The 19,871-nt window shown below is 63.4% G+C and carries 18 protein-coding genes; 3 read left to right on the forward strand and 15 right to left on the reverse strand.

Annotated elements, in window-relative coordinates; all coding sequences use genetic code 11:
* Positions 1 to 2: 2 nt before the first annotated feature.
* From rbfA to rimP, 5 genes are all read right to left on the reverse strand, one after another.
* Positions 3 to 437: a 30S ribosome-binding factor RbfA gene (rbfA, locus tag KRX12_RS03405; protein WP_218365751.1), complete on the reverse strand. Its 435-nt coding sequence runs from the start codon at positions 435 to 437 to the stop codon at positions 3 to 5.
* A gap of 194 nt (positions 438 to 631) precedes the next feature.
* A complete protein-coding gene (gene infB, locus KRX12_RS03410; protein ID WP_218365752.1) occupies positions 632 to 3,562 on the reverse strand; it encodes a translation initiation factor IF-2 in 2,931 nt (976 codons plus the stop codon).
* Between the two features lie 138 nt (positions 3,563 to 3,700).
* The gene (locus KRX12_RS03415; protein WP_218363437.1) at positions 3,701 to 4,048 is read right to left on the reverse strand and encodes a YlxR family protein; all 348 of its coding nucleotides are present in this window, start codon (positions 4,046 to 4,048) and stop codon (positions 3,701 to 3,703) included.
* 346 nt (positions 4,049 to 4,394) lie between these two features.
* The gene (gene nusA / locus KRX12_RS03420; protein ID WP_151528556.1) at positions 4,395 to 5,387 is read right to left on the reverse strand and encodes a transcription termination factor NusA; all 993 of its coding nucleotides are present in this window, start codon (positions 5,385 to 5,387) and stop codon (positions 4,395 to 4,397) included.
* Positions 5,384 to 5,995: a ribosome maturation factor RimP gene (rimP, locus tag KRX12_RS03425; RefSeq protein ID WP_218365753.1), complete on the reverse strand. Its 612-nt coding sequence runs from the start codon at positions 5,993 to 5,995 to the stop codon at positions 5,384 to 5,386. Before rimP ends, nusA begins: the two co-directional genes overlap by 4 nt.
* A 40-nt stretch (positions 5,996 to 6,035) precedes the next feature.
* Here rimP and KRX12_RS03430 point away from each other — a divergent pair, with 40 nt between their 5' ends.
* Positions 6,036 to 6,926, forward strand: a complete 891-nt coding sequence (locus tag KRX12_RS03430; RefSeq protein ID WP_218365754.1) for a hypothetical protein — start codon at positions 6,036 to 6,038, stop codon at positions 6,924 to 6,926.
* Positions 6,927 to 7,049: 123 nt separating this feature from the next.
* Here KRX12_RS03430 and KRX12_RS03435 read toward each other — a convergent pair whose 3' ends face one another.
* The 4 genes from KRX12_RS03435 to KRX12_RS03450 form a co-directional block, all read right to left on the reverse strand.
* The gene (locus tag KRX12_RS03435; protein ID WP_151528553.1) at positions 7,050 to 7,229 is read right to left on the reverse strand and encodes an antitoxin; all 180 of its coding nucleotides are present in this window, start codon (positions 7,227 to 7,229) and stop codon (positions 7,050 to 7,052) included.
* A 186-nt stretch (positions 7,230 to 7,415) separates the two neighbouring features.
* A complete protein-coding gene (locus tag KRX12_RS03440; RefSeq protein WP_218365755.1) occupies positions 7,416 to 8,216 on the reverse strand; it encodes an LPXTG cell wall anchor domain-containing protein in 801 nt (266 codons plus the stop codon).
* A 205-nt stretch (positions 8,217 to 8,421) separates the two neighbouring features.
* Complete coding sequence (gene nagB, locus KRX12_RS03445; RefSeq protein ID WP_218363440.1) at positions 8,422 to 9,198, reverse strand: glucosamine-6-phosphate deaminase; 777 nt, start codon at positions 9,196 to 9,198, stop codon at positions 8,422 to 8,424.
* A 272-nt stretch (positions 9,199 to 9,470) separates the two neighbouring features.
* Complete coding sequence (locus tag KRX12_RS03450; RefSeq protein WP_218365756.1) at positions 9,471 to 11,237, reverse strand: proline--tRNA ligase; 1,767 nt, start codon at positions 11,235 to 11,237, stop codon at positions 9,471 to 9,473.
* A 32-nt stretch (positions 11,238 to 11,269) separates the two neighbouring features.
* Here KRX12_RS03450 and yaaA point away from each other — a divergent pair, with 32 nt between their 5' ends.
* Positions 11,270 to 12,004: a peroxide stress protein YaaA gene (yaaA, locus tag KRX12_RS03455; protein WP_218365757.1), complete on the forward strand. Its 735-nt coding sequence runs from the start codon at positions 11,270 to 11,272 to the stop codon at positions 12,002 to 12,004.
* On the opposite strand, the gene cobA is transcribed toward yaaA, so the two are convergent.
* The 6 genes from cobA to mqo form a co-directional block, all read right to left on the reverse strand.
* Positions 12,001 to 12,735: a uroporphyrinogen-III C-methyltransferase gene (cobA, locus tag KRX12_RS03460; RefSeq protein ID WP_218363443.1), complete on the reverse strand. Its 735-nt coding sequence runs from the start codon at positions 12,733 to 12,735 to the stop codon at positions 12,001 to 12,003. The genes yaaA and cobA overlap by 4 nt on opposite strands.
* 39 nt (positions 12,736 to 12,774) lie before the next feature.
* Complete coding sequence (locus KRX12_RS03465) at positions 12,775 to 14,139, reverse strand: cobyrinate a,c-diamide synthase (RefSeq protein WP_218363444.1); 1,365 nt, start codon at positions 14,137 to 14,139, stop codon at positions 12,775 to 12,777.
* Positions 14,133 to 14,741 carry a cob(I)yrinic acid a,c-diamide adenosyltransferase gene (gene cobO / locus KRX12_RS03470; RefSeq protein ID WP_151528546.1) on the reverse strand — a complete coding sequence of 203 codons (609 nt, stop codon included), beginning with the start codon at positions 14,739 to 14,741 and terminating at the stop codon, positions 14,133 to 14,135. Before cobO ends, KRX12_RS03465 begins: the two co-directional genes overlap by 7 nt.
* Before the next feature lie 96 nt (positions 14,742 to 14,837).
* Positions 14,838 to 15,584 (reverse strand): VWA domain-containing protein, encoded by a 747-nt coding sequence (locus KRX12_RS03475; RefSeq protein ID WP_151528545.1) that lies wholly within the window; start codon positions 15,582 to 15,584, stop codon positions 14,838 to 14,840.
* A 19-nt stretch (positions 15,585 to 15,603) separates the two neighbouring features.
* The gene (locus tag KRX12_RS03480; protein WP_218365758.1) at positions 15,604 to 16,704 is read right to left on the reverse strand and encodes an AAA family ATPase; all 1,101 of its coding nucleotides are present in this window, start codon (positions 16,702 to 16,704) and stop codon (positions 15,604 to 15,606) included.
* 1 nt (position 16,705) lies between these two features.
* Positions 16,706 to 18,208 carry a malate dehydrogenase (quinone) gene (gene mqo, locus KRX12_RS03485; RefSeq protein WP_218365759.1) on the reverse strand — a complete coding sequence of 501 codons (1,503 nt, stop codon included), beginning with the start codon at positions 18,206 to 18,208 and terminating at the stop codon, positions 16,706 to 16,708.
* A 650-nt stretch (positions 18,209 to 18,858) separates the two neighbouring features.
* On the opposite strand from mqo, the gene KRX12_RS03490 reads away from it, so the two are divergent.
* Positions 18,859 to 19,824: an alpha/beta hydrolase gene (locus KRX12_RS03490; RefSeq protein WP_218363449.1), complete on the forward strand. Its 966-nt coding sequence runs from the start codon at positions 18,859 to 18,861 to the stop codon at positions 19,822 to 19,824.
* Positions 19,825 to 19,871 lie beyond the last annotated feature (47 nt).

Raw genomic sequence — 19,871 nt, forward strand, 5'->3', positions numbered from 1 at the left:
TTTTACTCCTCGGCCTCGCGGTAGGGGTTCTCGCCACCGGCATAGTTTTTGCCCTCGGAGAGCTTGTGCAGCTCCTCATCGCGCTGGCGGGCCTTGGCCAATAGCGCCTCGAGGTGGGCGCTCGCCTCCGGCACCGTGTCGAGCTCGAAGGACAGACGCGGGGTAAAACGCACGCTCAGGGCGTCGCCAACGTATTTACGCAGCTGGCCGCGGGCGCTCTCGAGGGCCTCGGCTGCCTCCTCGTGATTCGGCTCGGTATCGATGGTGGCGCCACGGACCGTATAAAACACCGTGGCATCGTGCAGATCACCGGTCATGCGGCAATCGGTAATGGTGACATACTGCAGCCGCGGATCCTTGATGCGGAATTCAATCGAATCGGCAACAATCGTGAGAATTCGCTTCGCCATCCGGCCGGCGCGTTGCTTATCAGCCATGGTGATTTTTCCCTTTCTTCGTTGTGTATGTTCCCGCCCAGCCATGCGATGCGGCGGTGGCGGGAGACCCCGTTATTCTATCGTGCCGCCTGGACACTGTGACGACGAGCGGCGGCACGCCAACAGCCCTGCCACCTCAGAAGGCGACAGGGCTGTGTATGGCACATACTCACCAGCGGCGAGTAGACGGGGTCTTAGGTGCGGGGCACCTCGACCTCTTCGAATACCTCGATGATGTCATCGACCTGGATGTCCGGATAGGACAGCACCATACCGCACTCGTAACCGGCGGCGACCTCGGTGACATCGTCCTTCTCGCGGCGCAGCGACTCGATAGTGGCCTTGTCGGTCACCACGTTGCCGTCGCGGATCAGGCGCACCTTGGCATTGCGACGCACCTTGCCGGATTCCACCATGCAGCCTGCGATGAGGCCCACGGAGGATGCCTTGAACAGCTGGCGGATCTCCGCACGACCGACCTCGCGCTCCTCGTAGATCGGCTTGAGCATGCCGCGCAGGGCTGCCTCCACCTCTTCCAGAGCACGGTAGATGACGGTGTAGTAACGGATATCCACGCCCTCGGCGTTGGCTTCCTCGGTGGCCTTGCCTTCGGAACGAACGTTGAAGGCAATGATCACGGCGTTGGAGGCGGCAGCCAGCGAGACGTTGGTTTGGGTGACAGCACCCACACCGCGGTCGATGATCTCCAGCTGGACTTCGTCGTCCACCTCGATCTTCAGCAAGGCGTCTTCCAGAGCCTCCACCGAACCGGCGTTGTCGCCCTTCAGGATCAGGTTGAGGGTGTTGGTTTCCTTCAGCACCGCATCCAGATCCTCGAGGGAGATGCGCTTCTTCGCACGAGCCTGCATGGCATTGCGACGACGGGCGTTACGGCGGTCAGCGATCTGACGTGCCATGCGGTCATCATCGACCACCAGCAGGTTATCGCCGGCACCGGGAACAGAGTTCAGACCCTGCACCTGCACGGGGCGAGACGGACCCGCCTCTTCCACGTCGTTGCCGTACTCGTCCACCATGCGGCGCACACGACCATAGGCGTCGCCAGCCACGATGGAATCGCCGACGCGGAGGGTACCGCGCTGCACGATCACGGTAGCCACCGGGCCGCGGCCGCGGTCCAGGTGCGCCTCGATGGCCACACCCTGGGCATCCATGTTCGGGTTCGCGGTGAGCTCCAAGGAGGCGTCTGCGGTGAGCAGCACGGCCTCGAGCAGTCCATCAATATTGGTGGCCTGCTTCGCGGAGATGTCCACGAACATGGTCTCTCCGCCGTAGTCTTCCGGAACCAAACCGTATTCGGTGAGCTGGCCGCGGATCTTCTCCGGGTTTGCGCCCGGCTTATCGATCTTGTTCACGGCAACCACGATCGGCACATCAGCAGCCTTGGCGTGGTTGATGGCCTCCACGGTCTGCGGCATCACGCCGTCATCCGCTGCGACCACCAGGATGGCGATATCGGTGGAGCTAGCACCACGGGCACGCATGGCGGTGAACGCCTCGTGACCCGGGGTATCCAGCAGGGTCACCGTGCGATCCTGGCCCTCAGCCTCAACATCGACCTGGTAGGCGCCGATGCCCTGGGTGATGCCACCGGCCTCACGACGGGCTTCATTGGACTGACGGATGGTGTCCAACAGGCGGGTCTTACCGTGATCGACGTGACCCATGACGGTGACCACCGGCGGGCGCTTCTCCAGCAGGGAGTCATCGCCCTCGTCCTCACCGAACTGCAAGTCGAAGGACTCGAGGAGCTCGCGGTCCTCATCCTCCGGGGAGACGACCTCAACCTTGTAGTTGATCTCCTCGCCCAGCAGCTGCAGGGTCTCATCGGAGACAGAGGCCGTAGCGGTCACGATCTCGCCTAGGTTGAACAATGCCTGCACCAGCGAGGACGCATCGGCACCGATCTTCTCGGCGAAGTCGGACAGCGAGGCGCCGCGGGCCAGACGCAGGGTCTTGCCGCCGCCATCGGGCAACCGCACGCCACCAACGACGTTCGGTGCCTTCATTGCCTCGTACTCATTGCGCTTCTGCCGCTTCGACTTGCGGCCCTTGCGCGGTGCGCCACCGGGACGACCGAATGCGCCTGCGGTACCGCCACGACGGCCACCGCGTCCGCGGAAACCACCGGGACCACCGGGACCGCCGGGGCCACCATGGCCGCCACGGCCACGACCGCCACCGCGGTTACCCGCAGCGGAGCGCGACGGCATCTGGCCGGGGCTCGGGTGGTTCGGCATCATCGCCGGGGTGGGGCGACGACCGCCACCCTGACGCTCCTGACCGCCCTGCTGCTGGCCGCGGGGCTTGCCGCGACCCGGCTTGGCTCCCGGCTTTGCACCGGGCTTGCCGCCGCCCTGGCCCTGACCCTGCTGGCCCTGGCCACCACGGTGTCCACCCGGGCGCGGAGCCGGGTTCGTGCCCGTGGAGAAAGGATTATTGGCTACGCGCGGCGCACGGCCACCCGGCTTCGGGCCGGGCTTGGGGCGCGGACGCGGCTTCGGCATAGCGGAGTCGGCAGCAGGCTTGTGCTGCGCAGCTGCGTCCTCGCCGCCCTTGGTGTCGTTCTGTGCGCCCTGCGCAGCCTGGAAGCTGGGCTTGGGAGCGCCGCTGGCAGCGGGCTTCTCCGCCGCAGCGGGCTTCTCCTCGCCGGGGGTCGGCGCAGGCTTCGCAGCCGGCTTTGCACCGGGCTTGGCGGCAGGCTTTGCGCCGGGCTTCTTGGCGCTTGTCGACGCCGCCGCAGCCGGCTTCGGAGCCTTCTCGGCAGCGGTGTCGGCGGGCTTTTCCGCAGCCTTCTGGCTAGCGCCTGGCTTGGCAGCCGGCTTCGCACCGGGCTTAGCGGCAGGCTTGGCACCGGGCTTTGCGGCGCTTGTCGACGCCGCCGCGGCCGGCTTCGCAGCCTTCTCGGCGGGCTTGTCGGCCTCGGCGCCGGAGTCGGCGTTCTGCGCTGCGTAGTGCGCGCGCATCTTCTTAATTACCGGCGGCTCGATTGTCGACGATGCAGTCTTTACAAATTCGCCCTGCTCTTTGAGCGTGGCGAGTAGATCTTTGCTCTTGATACCGAGCTCTTTCGCGAGCTCATGTACTCGTAGCTTTCCTGGCACTTCTCTCCTCGTGGTTTGTGCAGAGGCGAGCGGCCGGGAAAGTGTTCTTCACTAGGAGGTGAAGTGTGTCTTTCTTAGGGCCTGCTGCCTCTACGGTTGCGTGTGGACGTTCATCGCTGATGCTTCATCGTGTGCTCATCAGTGTTCGAATCTTCCTTCTGTGTCATCCCGCTGCTCACATTGGCTGTGTGGGGATCCATTCGGTTCCCCGAGCGATGCAATGTAGGTGCGAACGGGTTGTGTATCCACCGAAGCGGATACCCGTAGGGCGCGCGCAAAGCTGCGCCGCTTGCAGGCGAGCTCATAGTGAGCCAATGAGGGTTGAATCCACGCCCCTCTCCCCGGCAAGACAGCCGCGGGATCGGCAATGATGCGCGAGGCATCGGCGGGATCAACAACCACGCGCAGTAACTCGGACGCGGGAAACAGGCGACGGCTAGCAATGCACATCCGCTGTGGGGTGTGTGCTGCGTTCGACTGCGTCATCCGGCCCTTTCTTGTGGCTGCTGCGATGGTTAGCTCCTCTGAGCTCTGCTTCTCACGTCCCGTGCGGCGATCCGGTTTTTGGGCACAAAAACCCACCGGCTGTCACCACACGTTTGTGAGCCGAGAACAAGTGTACGCGAAAGCAGCCGAAATGTTTAACAGAACCTTAAAGCGGCCCCACGTTCAGCTGTGGTTGTTCCACATATGCCGCTGAGTTGTGGGGCCGCAGTGAGCTCGCAGTAGGCCTCGCAGTGGGCTCGCGCCGTTGCTGTGCCGCCGCCGAGCCAGCCGGGCTCAACGCCCGCTCGGTCGGCGAGCTCGGCGCGACGCTCTCGACACTCGCCCGCTATTCCGCGTCCGAGTGGATGTCGATCTTCCACCCAGTCAGGCGCGCGGCGAGGCGAGCGTTTTGGCCTTCGCGGCCGATGGCCAAGGAGAGCTGATAGTCCGGCACCACGACGCGGGCGATCTGGTTTTCTAGATCGGTGATCTCCACGGAGACCACCTTGGACGGTGCCAGCGCGTTACCCACATAGTGCTGGGGGTCTTCCGAGTAATCGATGATGTCGATCTTTTCCCCGCCCAGTGCCTTCATGATGTTGTTCACGCGCTGGCCGCGCGGACCGATGCAGGCGCCCTTGGCGTTGAGCCCCTTCACGGTGCCACGCACCGCCACCTTGGAGCGGTGGCCTGCCTCGCGGGCGATGCTGACGATCTCCACGGCGCCGTCCTCGACCTCGGGGATCTCCAGCTCGAAGAGCTTACGCACCAGTTCAGGGTGGGTCCGCGAGAGGTTGATCTGCACGGCACGCGGCCCCTTGGACACGCCCACCACAAAGCTTTTGACGCGATCGCCGTGCTTGAGGTTTTCGCCCGGGATTTGCTCGGCGGGGATGAGAATACCGTCGTGGCCATCGGCCTCGGTGCCCAGCTGCACCACCACGATGCCCTTTTCATTGGCGCGCGCATCGGCCTGCACCACACCGGAGATGACGGTGCCCTCGAAGCGGGTGTATTCGTCAAAGACGCGGTTGGCCTCTGCCTCGCGCAGCCGCGCCACAATGGCATTGCGCACGGCCAGGGCGGCGGTGCGGTTGAAGTTCGCTGGGGTGTCGTCGCGTTCGGACAGGACGGTGCCGTCCTCGTCACGTTCAGTGAGGATCACTGCTACCTTGCCGCTTGCAGTATCGATGTCCACCCGAGCCTGTGTGGACTCGTCCATGGGATAATTCTGCCGGTAGGTTTCGAGCAGAGCGTCGGCAATCGTCGACAGCAATTCCGAAACCGCAATTCCCTTGTCCTTTTCGATGGCGCTGAGCGCCTGGACATCAATGTTCACTTGTGATCCTCTCGCCACTGCAGGGCATCTTCATACGACATATCGGCAAGTTCCGCCTCGGCAACAGGAGCCTTGGCGAACTCAATTTCTACCACCGCGCGATCAATATCGCCCAATCCTAGCGCGTGCACCTCAAGCTCACCTGCTTTCTTGCCGGCCTTTTTCGCCTGCTTCGCGGAGAGCTTAGAGATCACGATCACCGAGTCCTGCTCTGCCGACAGCGCGCCCACGCGCCCCCGCAGCTGCACATCACCCTGGGTGATGCTGATCAGTCGCCCGCGGTTGCGGTGCCAGTGGCGCGGCGTCGTCAAGGGCCGATCCACTCCTGGGGTGGACACCTCGAGGGTGTATTCCTGGGCGCCGAAGGAAATCTCCCCTGCTACCTCGGCCGCGTCGAAGGCCGCAGAGAACTCGCCTGCGGCGACCTCCACCGCCTCGAGGCTGGGCACCTCGGCCTCCATGCCGGCGCTGTCGGCGGCATCCACGATGATCGCGATCACGGACTTGGCGCCAGCGCGGTTAATCTTGATCTCCTCCACAGCCATCCCGTGGGCGTGGGCTACTGGAGAAATAAGTGAGTGAAGTGCATCTTTAGAGGGAAAAGCCATGCTCGCAAGCATACAGGTATGCTTCTTAGCCATGAATCCTATGAGCCGCAGGCAGTTTCTTCTCGCTACCTCAGCCCTGTGGGCTGGGGCGACACTGGCCTCGTGCGCCCCGTATCGCTCTGTTGATCAGGGTCTTAAGGAGCTCGCTATCGGAGCGGAGGCTGATGCGGAGGCACAACCGCCGATCGCCGAGATGCGCCATACTCACGCCAGCATGCTCGTGGAGGAAAATAACCGCCGCTGCGGCATCGACGAGCAGGGGTCCTCGCCCGAGCGCTGCTCTGTGGAGGCGCTGGATGCGGATGCGATTGCAGAACGTGCCGCCACGGTCTCTGCCGAGCTGTCCACGGCCCTGGCTGATTCCGCCCGCGCCACGTTCGACGCGGTGTCCACGATCGAATCCGACTCGTGGATAGTCCTCGCCAGCATCTATGCCGATCTGGGCACTCGGCTCTACGAGGAGGATCCGGACAAGGCGAAGGATATGCTGCGGCTCGACGCCATCGCGGCCGAGGATGTGGCGTTGAGTAAACAAGAAAAGTCGGCCCTGCTGGAGATGATCGCCTTCCACGAGGCTGCGATCTATGGCCTCGGCACGGCGGAGGCGTTTGCCGATAATCAGCAACACGCCCAGCTTTTTGCAGATCTGGGCACCGATCACCGGATGATTGCGGTTGCGCTCACGCAGATCGCGGCCGCCAATGGTCTCCAGCCCGACACTGCTCCGACGAGTTATCAGATGGAGGGCTATGAGCAGATGAGCGATGCCGCCAGCGCCGATATTTTTGTGCGCCAGCTCTGCGATAATGCCCGCGGGATGTGGGATCATTTCCTGCTTGAGGCCTCGCATTCCACTGCCGCGCAGTGCGCCGCGCAGGCCATTGGCCAGGTGTCCGTGCACTCTCATCGGGCGGCCGCGATCGGCATCTAGGCCAAGGCTTATCGACGCCTCCCCCACCCCTGATCCCCGCGGTTGCCAGCACAACTGTGGGCAGATACACGACAGCCACCATCCTGCATCACTGCGGGATGGTGGCTGTCGGGCGCTAAGGGTTTAGTTCTCGCCCTCGGTGGAGCCCTCGAACTTCTTGTCGATGGCGTCGCGGGCCTTGTCTACCTTGTCGGAGTGCTCGTTGCCGAGCTTATCCTTGGCCACCTGCTCGCCCTTGTCGAGAACGTCCTTGCGCTTGTCGTCGTCGCTCAGGAATTCCTTTGCCTTATCCATGATTCCCATGAAGTTTCACACCTTTCGATTGTTGTGATTTGTGTTTACTCGCATAATGCTAACGAATCTCGGGTGCGGGCGTGTAACTGGCCCCGCGCTCAGTCGTGCCCTGAGAACGTCACGCGGCCACGACGCCCCACTGCTGAGAGCGCGGGGCGGCGTGGCCAGTGGTGAAACGAGTTGGCGGAATAGCCCTTAGGAAGCGCGGCGGCGCAGTGCTACCAAGCCGGCGCCGGCGGCGGCGATGACGAGGCCGCCGAGCGTTACCATGCCGACATTGGCACCGGTGTTGGCCAGGGCCGGGCCGGAGTGGGACTCATGGTTGTGATGACCGTGCTGATCCTTGTGGTTGTGCTCGTTCATCGGAGCCGGAGTGGCCGAGGACTCGTCCATGTGCGAGTGACCATCGTGCATATCACCCTTGCCATCCTTATCGGCCGCATCGCCGTGGTCGTGGCCTTCAGCGTCTTCGTGGTCGCCGTGCTCGGCATCGTCCTGACCATTGGCATCGTCCTGGCCTTCAGCGTCTTCGTGGTCGCCGTGCTCGGCATCGTCCTTACCATTGGCATCGCCCTGGCCTTCAGCGTCTTCGTGGTCGCCGTGCTCGGCATCGCCCTTACCATTGGCATCGCCCTGGCCTTCAGCGTCTTCGTGGTCGCCGTGCTCGGCATCGCCCTTACCATTGGCATCGCCCTGGTCTTCAGCATCGTCGCTCGCGTCATTGCTACCTGCGGCGTCGTCGGTGCTGTCGGAGTTGTCGCCTTCCTCAGCAGCGCTGCCGTTATCATCTCCCTCGTACTCGCCGCCGGTGGCAGGCTGGTTAGTGCTATCGGAGGAGGACGAGGAGGACTCGCTAGAGGTCGACTGGTCAGCGTCGCCTTCTTCGGCGGCGGCGATACCGCCGGAGAGCATCAGGCCCGAGGCGGCGAAGGCTGCCATGCCGACACGCAGGCTACGGCCGACGGTGGTGCTGCGAGAGAGGGAATTCAGAGACATAAATAGCGTCTTTCTTATCGACGTAGCTGGCGGTCTCGGGAGGTAGATCGAGTGCACGCTACGGGGTTGGGTGGAGACAATGGGTTCAGCATGTGAGCGGTACCGATAGAGCACCGCTCCAGTGCAGAAACTCCTAGTGTGCAATGTTAGTTTCGCTACCGAACCTACACAAGGGCATTGGCCCCCAAACAGGGGCCAATACGTACTAGTTGGTGCGGGCGCGACGCTGCTTCTCGGCCGCGATATAAAACTCACGATCGTCGAGCTGTGCCGCGGCCTCGCTATCGACGATGACGGTGCAGTTCGGGTGGAACTGCAAAATGCTGGCCGGGCAGTGCGCCGTCACGGGCCCCTCCACCATCGCGGCCACTGCCTCTGCCTTGGAGGCGCCGGTCGCAAGCAGCACCGGATGCTGGGCGGCACGGATCGTGGCCAGGCCTTGGGTGATGGCCTCCACGGGGACCTCCTCTTCGGAGGAGAAGAAGCGGGCATTATCGCGCACCGTCTGCGGATGCAGGATCACGCGGTGGGTCGGAGAGTCGAAGGCGGAGCCGGGCTCATTAAAGCCAATGTGCCCGTCCGAGCCGATGCCCAGCAGCTGCAATTGCACCTCGCCAGCACGCACTGCAGCCTCATAGCGGGCAGCTTCCTCCGCGATGGACTCGGCTTGACCATTGGGGCTAAAGACGCGGGAATCATCGATGTCCACGTGCTCGGCAAATTCTCGCCGAATGGTGCGGTAGTAGCTATTTTCGTCAGAGCGATCGATACCGATGTATTCATCGAGCATGTAGACACTCACATCGGCAAAGCTGATCTCGCCCGCCTGGTGGCGAGCAATGAGCTCCTTGTAGGTGGCAATAGGGGTCGAGCCGGTGGCCAGCCCGATGGAAACCTTCCCCTTGCCCTGCACGGTGTCGGCAATCATGTCGGCAGCGATAGTGGCAACCTCAGCAGGGGACTCGGTGATAATTACGCGCATAGCGTCCCTTTCTTATCTACGCGCGCCGGCATCCTCAGTCCTCATCCGCGGTAGCAGTCACCACGAATAGGATGGCCGCGGCGCGCGGCCTCACTGTGTGCTGAGGATCTCCGCTCCCCTGCCCCACTTGTGCCTGCGGGCACCGCCCGCGACAGCGATATGAATAGATCAAGGGTGGCATGGGAAGAGATCCCATGCCACCCACATTACACACTCATCAGACGTCGTATCTACGCCGGAGGCCGTCTGATTTTCTCCCGGCCTCCTGCCCTCTAACGACGCCCCTGCGTGACCAGCTCGACGAGGTGATCAACCACTTCGTCCACGGCGATGTTCTCGGCCTCGCCACCGCGCGGCCGCACCTCGATGGTGCCCTCCTTGTAGCCACGACCCACCACGGCCATGAAGGGCATACCCAACAGCTCGGCGTCCTTAAACTTCACGCCAGCGCCAATCTTGGGACGGTCATCGAAGAGCACGTCGATCCCTCGGGTCGACAGCTCCTCGGCGAGCTTCTCCGCCGCTTCTGCCGCCTCGGCATCCTTGTTGGCGATCACCACATGCACCTCGTACGGGGCCACAGACACCGGCCATTTCAGGCCCTTCTCGTCGTGTGTCTGCTCGGCGATCACGGCAAGCAGGCGGGACACGCCCACGCCATAGGAGCCCATCGTGGGCACCGCACGCTTGCCATTCTCATCCAAAATCTGCACATCGAACGCCTCGGTGTACTTGCGGCCCAGCTGGAAGATGTGCCCGATCTCGATACCGCGCTCGAGGGTGAGCACACCCATTCCCTCCGGCGCGGGGTCGCCCTCGCGTACCTCGGCTGCCTCCACATAGGCATCCACCTCGAAATCACGGCCCACTGTCATGTTCACGCTGTGGTGGCCCTCCACATCGCCACCGGTGATCCATGAGGTGCCGCGCACGACGCGCGGATCGGCGTACACGCTCAGTTCATGCTCGTTGAGTGCGCGCGGGCCCACATAGCCCTTCACCAAAAACTGGTTGTGCGCAAAGTCCTTGTCCTCGGCGAGCTCCACCTCGGCAGGCTCGAAGCTGGCGGCCAGGCGACCCATGTCCACCTCGCGGTCGCCAGGCAAGACCACACCCGCGAGGCGGGGTTTCTCGGCGCCGGGGTCCATCACGCGCACCACGATGCACTTGAGGGTATCGCTGGCCTCCACCGCACGGCCCTCAATAGTGACGCCCTGTGTATTCGCCCACTCCACGAGCGCGGAGATGGTGGTGGCACCAGGGGTCTCGTGATCCTCGGCGGCGGGGGCTGCCGCGGGATCGCGTTCCTCGCCGGCCGGGGTCACCACGGCCTCGACATTGGCGGCATAGTCACCTTCGGTGGCGCAGACAAAGGTGTCCTCGCCGGTGGGGCTAATAGCAAGGAACTCCTCGGAGGCCGAGCCGCCCATCGCGCCGGAGGTCGCAGCACAAATCACATACTCCACGCCCAGGCGGTCGAAAATGTTTTGATACGCCCGGCGGTGCAGCTGATAGGACTCCTCAAGCCCAGCATCATCCATGTTGAAGGAGTAGGAATCCTTCATAATGAACTCGCGCCCGCGCAGGATACCGGCGCGGGGACGCTCCTCATCGCGATACTTGGTCTGCACCTGATAGAGGATGACGGGGAAATCCTTATAGGAGCTGTACATGTCCTTGACCGTGAGGGTGAACATCTCCTCGTGGGTCGGCCCGAGCAGCATGTCCGCGCCCTTGCGGTCCTTCAAGCGGAAGACATTATCGCCGTATTCGGTCCACCGGTTGGACTGCTCATAGGGCCCGCGGGGCAGCAGGCCGGGGAAGCGCAGCTCTTGAGCGCCGATGGCGTTCATCTCCTCGCGCACAACCTTTTCGATCTTGTCCAGCGCGCGCACTCCGAGCGGCAGCATGGAGTAGATGCCCGGCGCATTGCGTCGGAGGTATCCGGCGCGCACCAAAAGCTTGTGGCTGGGGACTTCAGCGTCGGCGGGATCATCGCGCAACGTGCGCAAAAAGAGCTGAGACAAGCGTGTAATCATGGTGCCCGATCTTACTAGCTACACTCAGGGGCGTGCTCATTGTGCTCCCACCCTCTGAAACCAAGTCCTTTGGCGGCGATGGCGCGCCGCTGTCGCTCGACTCCCTCGGCTTCCCCGAACTGACTCCCCTGCGCCAGCAGATTATCGATGATCTGCGCGCTCTTGACGCTGCGGAGGCACGCGAGGCGCTGAAGTTGAAAAACAACTTTGATGAGGAGTTCGCCGCTAATCAGCAGCTGTGGACCTCCCCCACCACCCCGGCGCTGAGTCGCTACACGGGGGTGCTTTTCGACGCCCTCTCCCCGGCTACTCTCCCCCAACCCCGGTGGAGCCGACTGGCTGTGGGCTCAGCGCTCTTTGGCGTCGTGCGGGGACAGGATCCCATCCCCCATTACCGGCTGTCTGCGAGCACGAAGGTGCCGCGCCAGGAGGATCCCGCCGCCGCTGCACCAACGATGAAAAAGCGCTGGGGTGCAGCCATCACTGAGGCCCTGGCCGGTGTGGAGGGCCTGGTGCTGGACTTCCGCTCGGGGGCGTATCAGAATCTTGGCCCGCTCTCCTCTGCGGCCACCGTGCGCGTGGAAACCACCGCGGGCAAGGTTGTGAGCCACTTCAATAAGCACTACAAGGGCGAACTGGCCCGCGTGCTCTGCCTGCACGATGCGGAACCGGACACCCTCGATGAGGTCATCGAGATCGCCCGGGGCGCTGGTCTTTCTATCAGTCTCAGCAGCCCGACGCAGCTGACGCTCGTGGTGGATCGCTAGGCGTTCGGCAGGGTGAGTCCTGCCACCTCGCCGATCACCAGCACTGCGGGCGGGGCAATGCCCTCCTCGCGGATAGAGGCGCCCAGCGTCGCGAGCGTGCAGCGCAGCACTTTTTGCTCAGCGGTGGTGCCTTCTTGAATCACGGCTGCGGGGGTCTCGGGGCTGCGGCCATCGGCCATCAATCGTTCTGCGATGGCCCCGGAGTTTTTCACGCCCATAATCACCACGAGGGTGCCGCCGGTGTGCGCCAGTGCCGTCCAATCGTTAAGCGAGTTGGGGTTATCGGGGGCGAGATGCCCCGAGATCACGGTGAAGGAATGCACCATCCCACGCTGGGTTACGGGGATATCGGCGGCGGCTGGAACAGCGATGGCGCTGGTTACTCCCGGCACGACGGTGCACGCGATGCCGGCTTCGGCACAGGCCTGTGCCTCTTCGAAACCACGGCCAAATACATAGGGGTCGCCGCCTTTGAGCCGCGCCACCTTCTTCCCGGCGCGGGCGTGGGTCACCAGCAGCTCATTGGTTTTTTCTTGGGCTACTTGCCGGCCATAGGGCAGCTTTGAGACGTCGATGATCTCTTTGGTCGAGACATCGCAGAGTTTGTCTAATTCGGCGCTCGGGCCGAGGTGATCGGTGAGGATCACATCGGCCTCTTGCAGGGCATGCATGCCGCGCACCGTAATCAGATCCCACGCTCCGGGTCCGCCACCAATAAGAGTCACTGTCATGAATTGTGAGTGTAGTGGCCTTAGTGGGCAAAAATCGATTTAGCGATGCCTGCCCGCAGTGCGCACAAAGTTCTCGATCGCGTGGGGAACGCTGGCGGGATGGACGTGGAGATAGGAGGCGTGGATCGTTGCGGACACGAAGCCTTCGGCCACCGCGGCGCCATCCCAGCCCCGCCAGCCCCAGGCCGGATGGAACCCAGGTGCGGTCTCCTCGGCGAGGGCGGTGTGGTGAAACTCGTGGCCGGTGACTCTGTGGCCGACCTCGTAGAGCACCGAGGACTCGAGCGCCACGGCTTCCCGATACCCCAGTTTCAAGCGACGGCCCATGGCGCCATGGGTGCCGATCGCCCCCACCATGGGATGGGCGTCGAGGGTTTTGAGCAGCCACAGCAGTCCCGCGCATTCGGCGTGGACCGGTTTGCCGGCGGCGATGTGCTCGCGCACCCCAGCGGTAACGCTATGCCGGGCGGCGAGCTCTTCCACATGTTCCTCGGGAAATCCGCCGGGCACAATGAGCCCTTCGCACTCGGGGAGTTCCTCGTGCAAGGGATCGAATTCCAGCACCTCGGCGCCGGCGGCGCTCAACAGCTCGGTGTGCTCGGCATAGGCGAAGCTGAACACCGGCCCCGAAGCCAGAGCGATACGCGGGGCGCTGTCCACGGCGTGGACCTCTGCGGCCGGATCCCAGGCGGGACCGGTATAGGCGCAGGAGGCCAGCTCGAGAATGGCATCGATGTCCACGTAGTTCTCGATCATGTCGGCCATGCGCTCGACGGATTCGACGGCGGCACCGCCCCGCTCAGCGGCGGTCACGAGTCCGAGGTGACGGGACGGTACTTCCACCTTGTCGATACGCGGAATGATGCCCACCACCGGCACCCCTGTGTTTTCGATGGCGCGGCGACATACCTCGGCGTGGCGGTCGGTGCCTGCCTTGTTAATGATCGCCCCCGCAATGCGTACATGGGGGTTGTGGATGGCGAAACCGCGCACAATCGCGCCGGCCGATTGACTCATGCCGCGGACATCCACGACGAGGATCACGGGCAGCCCGAGCGCGGCGGCGATCTCAGCGGTGGAACCGGCGCCGGCGTCTTCTGGGGAGTCGGTGATGCGGCCATCGAAGAGCCCCATCACGCCTTCCACCACGGCGATATCGCAGCCGGCGGCACCATGCGCATAGAGCGGGCCGATGCGATCGACGGAACACATCACCGAATCAAGGTTGCGGCCCACGCGCCCCGAGGCCAGGCCGTGATAGCCGGGGTCGATATAGTCCGGCCCCACTTTGAACGGTGCGACCTTCATGCGTCGGGCCAGCGCCCCCATCAAGCCCGTGGCAATGGTAGTTTTGCCCGTGCCCGAGGCCGTGGCCGCGATGCACACACCGGGCACGCTTACCATTCGATCCCCTTCTGGCCTTTGCGGCCTTGGTCCATCGGGTGCTTGACCTTGGTCATGGTGGTGACCAAGTCCGCTACCTCGAGCAGGCGTGGGTCGGCGTCGCGACCCGTCATCACCACATGCTGAGTACCGGGACGAGTGCGTAGTGTCTCCACCACATCCTCGACGTCGATCCATCCCCACTTAATGGGATAGGTGAACTCGTCGAGCACGTAGAGATCATGGGTTTCATTGGCTAGGCGGCGCTTGATTTCCTCCCAGCCTTCGCGGGCGTCGCGGGCATGATCTTGTTCATCGCCGCGCTTTTTCGCCCAGCTCCAGCCCTCGCCCATCTTGTGCCACTCCACGAGCGGCTCATCGCTGAGCTCGTTGAGGCGCAGGAATACCGATTCTTCCCCGACCCGCCACTTGGCGGATTTCACGAATTGGAAGACGCCGATCTTCCAGCCTTGATTCCAGGCGCGCAGCGCCATGCCGAAGGCGGCGGTGGACTTTCCTTTACCTTCCCCGGTGTGCACCGCGGTCACCGGCAGCATGCGTCGTTGCCGGGTGGTGAGGCCATCATCGGGAATATTTTTCGGATCAACTTTGCCTTGGGGCATCGCGTAGGGCTCACTTTCGCACAGGGGGTGTATCTCTGAGCCATAGTAGCGAGACACACCCCACCGTCCTGCCGCGGGGTGGTCCGCCCCACCCCTTTAGAGCGACTCGATGGCGCCGGCGACGTTATCGGAATTGAGCTCTGCAAGCTGCACGCAGGGGGCGCGCAAATGCTCCGCGAGGGTGCGCGCGAGCCCCAGCCGCACTCGGGCGGAGACCTCGCAGTCGATCACGATGGACCCGCTGAGCCCCTTGGCCGCGATAGCATCGGCGGCCGCATAGGCCTCTTTCATCCCATAGTTACCGGTGGCTCGGCCGTCGCTGAGTACGACCATGATGGCGCGGCGGCCCGGTTCCTTTCGTGCTTGGCGGGTGATGAGCTCATCGGCCATCACCAGCCCCTCGGCCAGCGGGGTGCGCCCTCCGACACGGGCGGATTCGAGACGACGCCGCGCCACATCAATGGAGCTGGTCGGGGGCAGCAAAAGCTCAGGTGCGCGGCCACGCACGGTAATCACCGCCACCTTGTCGCGGCGGATATAGGCGTCTTTCAAGATTGATTCCACCGCACCGGTGACCGCCTCGAGGCGGGTGTGGCCAGCCACCGAACCGGAGGCGTCCACCACGAAGACGATGAGATTCGATTCCCTGCCCGCCTTGATGGAGGAACGCAGATCCTCCGGCCGCAGCTCCAAACGCCCATTACTAATGGTGGCGCCGCGTTCGGCGGCCGCCATAGCGGTGGCCACCACATGTACTCCCCTGCCGTGGGTGGTGGAGCGAATCACCGCGCCTTCACTCGATAGCGCCTTGGAGCGTCGGCCCGGATTGGCTTCCTCGCCCATGCCCCGCCGGCGCAGTGTTCTAGCGGAGAAAGGGAGCGCCCATCGAGGCGCTATCACCCTTTCCATCGCCGCGCTGCGGCTGCTCCTCCTGCGGCGTCTCCTCGGGCTCCTCCTGCTCCGGCGAGGAGGGCTCCTCTGGGCTCTCGGCAGGCTCCTCCTCCTGCGGCGGTTCGGTGTTCTGCTCGGGATCGGGGTTGTCGTTGATGGCCTCGTCGAGTTTCTCGTCCAGCTCCGAGTCATCGATTCCGGGATCATCGAAGGGATTGCGGCGCTTACGGTGCGGCAGCGCCAGCTGGGCGGCCACGCGCACGTCCTCGTCCTCCACGATCTCGCTGCCACGCAGTGCTGCATGAGCGATAGCGGTGCGGGCGATCACGATATCGGCGCGCATGCCATCGACATCGAAGGCGGCGCAGAGCTGGGCGATGCGCGCCACCTGCACGGTAGGCAACTCCACCGTGGCCACGGCGGCGCGGGCCTGATCCAGCTGCTCTTTGAGTGCGGTTTCCTGCTCCTGCCACTGGGCGGCAAAACCGTGGGGGTCGTTTTCATAGGCCAAGCGGCGGGTAATGATCTCCCCGCGCACGGCCGGGTCTTTTGAGCCGGTGACTTCCACCGCCAGCCCGAAACGGTCGAGCAACTGCGGACGCAGCTCGCCCTCTTCAGGGTTCATGGTGCCCACCAGCACGAATTTCGCGGGGGCGCTATAGGAGACGCCATCGCGCTCAATACTGACCCGCCCAGTAGCGGCGGCATCAAGGAGTGCGTCCACGAGGTGATCGGCGAGCAGATTAACTTCGTCTACGTACAGAATGCCGCCATCGGCCTCGGCGAGCAGACCGGGCTTGTACTCGGCTTTGCCGGTGCTCAGGATGGTCTCCACATTGAGGGATCCCACCACGCGATCTTCGGTGGCACCGAGGGGAAGGTTCACGAGGGAACCGTCGAGAAGCGGAGCAAAGCCACGCACCATGGTGGTCTTGGCGGTGCCTTTTTCTCCGCGCACGCACACACCCCCGATCCCTGGTGAGATGGCGTTGAGAAGCAGGGCCAGCCGGAGCTGTTCCTGCCCCACGATCGCGGTGAATGGAAAACCAGGAACGGGGGTGTGTTCAGTCACATTAATCCTCGAGCTTGAGTGTCTTTTGGGTACGCTCCCACGTCTCCTCGAAGAGCTGCGGGTTCGCCGCCAGCTTAACACCGTAGGAGGGAACCATATCCTTAATCTTCGGTCCCCACTCCACCATGCGCTCGCCGAAGCAGCGCTCCAGCACCTCGAGCATGGCTGCCGGGGCGATGGACGCACCCGGGGAAGCGCCGAGAATACCGGCGATCGAGCCCTCGGAGTTATTGATTAGCGAGGTACCGAACGCGAGAGTGGAGAAGGACGGACCGGCGACCGGCTGGATAGCCTGGACGCGCTGGCCGGCGGTGACCAGCTCCCAATCCTCATCACGGGCAGTCGGCATGTACTCACGCAGCGACTCCATGCGCGCCTTCTGATCCTTGAGCAGCTCGGTAATCAGGTACTTGGTCAGGCCCATCTCCTGCACGCCCACGCCCACATAGGACAGCAGGTTCGTAATGCGGATGGACTTGAACAGATCCAGGTTGGAGCCGGTCTTGAGGAACTTCGGGGTCCAGCCCGCATAGGGGCCGAAGAGCAGGCCGCGCTTGCCGTCGATCACGCGGGTATCGAGGTGCGGCACCGACATCGGCGGGGCGCCCACAGACGCCTTGCCATAGACCTTGGCGGCGTGCTGCTCGATCAGCTCCTCATTGGTGCAGCGCAGCCACTGGCCGGACACGGGGAATCCGCCCCAGCCGCGAATCTCAGGAATGCCGGACTTCTGCAGCAGCGGCAGCGCCATGCCACCGGCACCGACGAACACGAAGTTCGCGGTGATCACGGAGGTATCACCGGTGTGCACGTTAGTGGTGGTGATCTTCCACTTCTTGCCATCCTGGCTGAGGTTTTTCACCTCATGGCCGTAACGCAGCTCGGTGCCGGCCTCCTTCAGCCCCTCGATGAACTGCTTGGTTTGGGCACCGTAGTTGATGTCCGTACCAGCGGAGGTCCAGGAGATAGATACCGGCTCCTTGGCGAAGTCACGGCCCTGCGCCATCAACGGCAGCTTCTCGGAGAAGACATCCTCGTCATCGGAGTATTCCATGCCCGGGAAGAGCGGGTGATCCTTGAGCGCGTCGAAGCGCTTCTTCAGATAGGCCACCTGGTCCTCGCCGTGGGCGAAGGACACGTGCGGCACGGGATTAATGAACTCGCGCGGATCCTTGAGAATCCCCGTGTCCAGCTGGTGCGACCAGAACTGGCGCGACACCTGGAACTTCTCGTTGATGTTGATGGCCTTGTCGATATCAATACGCCCCTTGACCTCAGGGGTGTAGTTGAGCTCGCACAGGGCGGAGTGGCCCGTTCCTGCGTTGTTCCAGGGGGAGGAGGACTCCTGAGCTGGGGCGTCAAGCCGCTCCAGAATGAGCTGGCTCCACGAGGGCTCCAGCTGCTTCAACATTGCGGCGAGGGTGGCGCTCATGATGCCGGCGCCAACAAACGCTACATCCACTTCATCGCGTACCTGGGCAGTAGCTGCCTTGGAATCTGACACGTCAGTCCAACTTCCTTAATTCTCTATCTACGGTGCTCTCACGCGTTGTGCATTGTCTCTTAGGTCGCGCACAGAATTCGGCCCGAACTACCCACTTCCACAGAAACGACGGGCAGCGAGCAGACACAGCAGAACGGGCGCGACCCCTACAAACGCCTCGCAACCACCGCCACTCGAGACGGGTGCATACGGTGCGCGGGTGCGTTTGTGCTGGTTCAAGTTTACGCGCCTACGCAGGCCAACAAACACTCTTTTGGAGGTCCTACCACTACTCTTTCCGTGCTCGGCCCGGCGCGACGCGTGTCGACGCAGCAAAGAAGGCACCATCACGCTGGCGTTTTCACAGCACGCGCTCAGCATTGTTCACCGACCCTAAGCACAGGGAATTGTATGAATCCACCTCTTATTTACCCCCAAAAGAGCGAAACTGGGCGCGCCCTGTGCCCCCACCTTTTTGATTGTGTGGGCTATACATCGCGCCATGATCGGCGCCGCAGGCGGTGACCAGGCGTGCTTAAGCAGCCCAACGCGGCCGCACCCGCCGCTGCGTGCTCACCTGCCCCATCGTCTGTGCTTCGCCGCCGAGCTAGGCGCGTAAAGTTGGCCGCGCGAGAATGCTCCATGGCCAAGAAGGTGAGGTATGAAGCGAAGTGAGCGTCGATAAGCCTCTGCAGTGGCGGCCCGATCGTTTGGGCGCGGACTATGAGTATGCACTGTGCGAGCTCGGGCCCGATCCCGATGGAGAAAGCCCTGTATGTGCGGCACTGGTGCGCCATAAGAGCCAGCATGAACACGCCGCAGTAATGGTGCATGGGATGACTGACTACTTCTTCCACGATCATGTGGCGCGCTATCTCGACTCCCGCGCAGTCACCACCTATGCCGTGGATCTGCGCAAATGTGGCCGCGCGCTGCGCGAAGGACAGACGCCCCACCATGTCAGTGATATTCGGCTGTACTGCGAGGATCTCGAAGCCGCTCTGCAACCGGTGGTGGAGGCGCATTCCAGCGTCAGCCTCATCGCACACTCCACTGGGGCGCTGGCGGTGGCGGAATGGCTCGCCCAAACCACTCTGCCCGTGGACTCGGTGATTTATAACAGCCCCTGGTTGGAGATGCTTGGCCCGCCGTGGCTGCGCACCCACGTTCCGCGGCTCGCGGGGGCGATCACGCGACTGCGCCCCGAGGCACTACTGCGCCAGAAGCCCGATCCCAGCTACGGCACGTCCCTGCACCGCGACTATGACGGCGAATGGGACTACGATCTCCAGCTCAAGCCACTGGCAGGTTTCCCGAAACGTCTCAGCTGGCTGCAGGCGGTAGCGCAGTCCCAGCAACGACTCGCCCGCGATGAGCTACGCACCCAGATCGCGAGCCTGGTACTCACCGCCGAGCGCAGCGGTGAGGGAGATACGCTCGCCGACGCCCACAGCAGCGATATCGTTTTAGAGGTCGCCGATATCTGGGCGCGGGCCCCGCACCTATCGAGTGTGCTGAGTATCACCGCGCTGCCGCAGGCGATGCACGATGTGTACCTGTCCGCCCAGCCCACACGCACCCAGGCGCTTGAGCTCACGGTGGACTGGATGCGCCGCCATCGCAGGCACACGTCCTAGCGCACACCAGCTCAGAGAAGACGCGACAGCGCCCAATTGACACGAGC

It is taken from the genome of Corynebacterium sp. TAE3-ERU2, assembly GCF_019209955.1.
In the GTDB taxonomy this organism is placed as follows: domain Bacteria; phylum Actinomycetota; class Actinomycetes; order Mycobacteriales; family Mycobacteriaceae; genus Corynebacterium; species Corynebacterium megadyptis.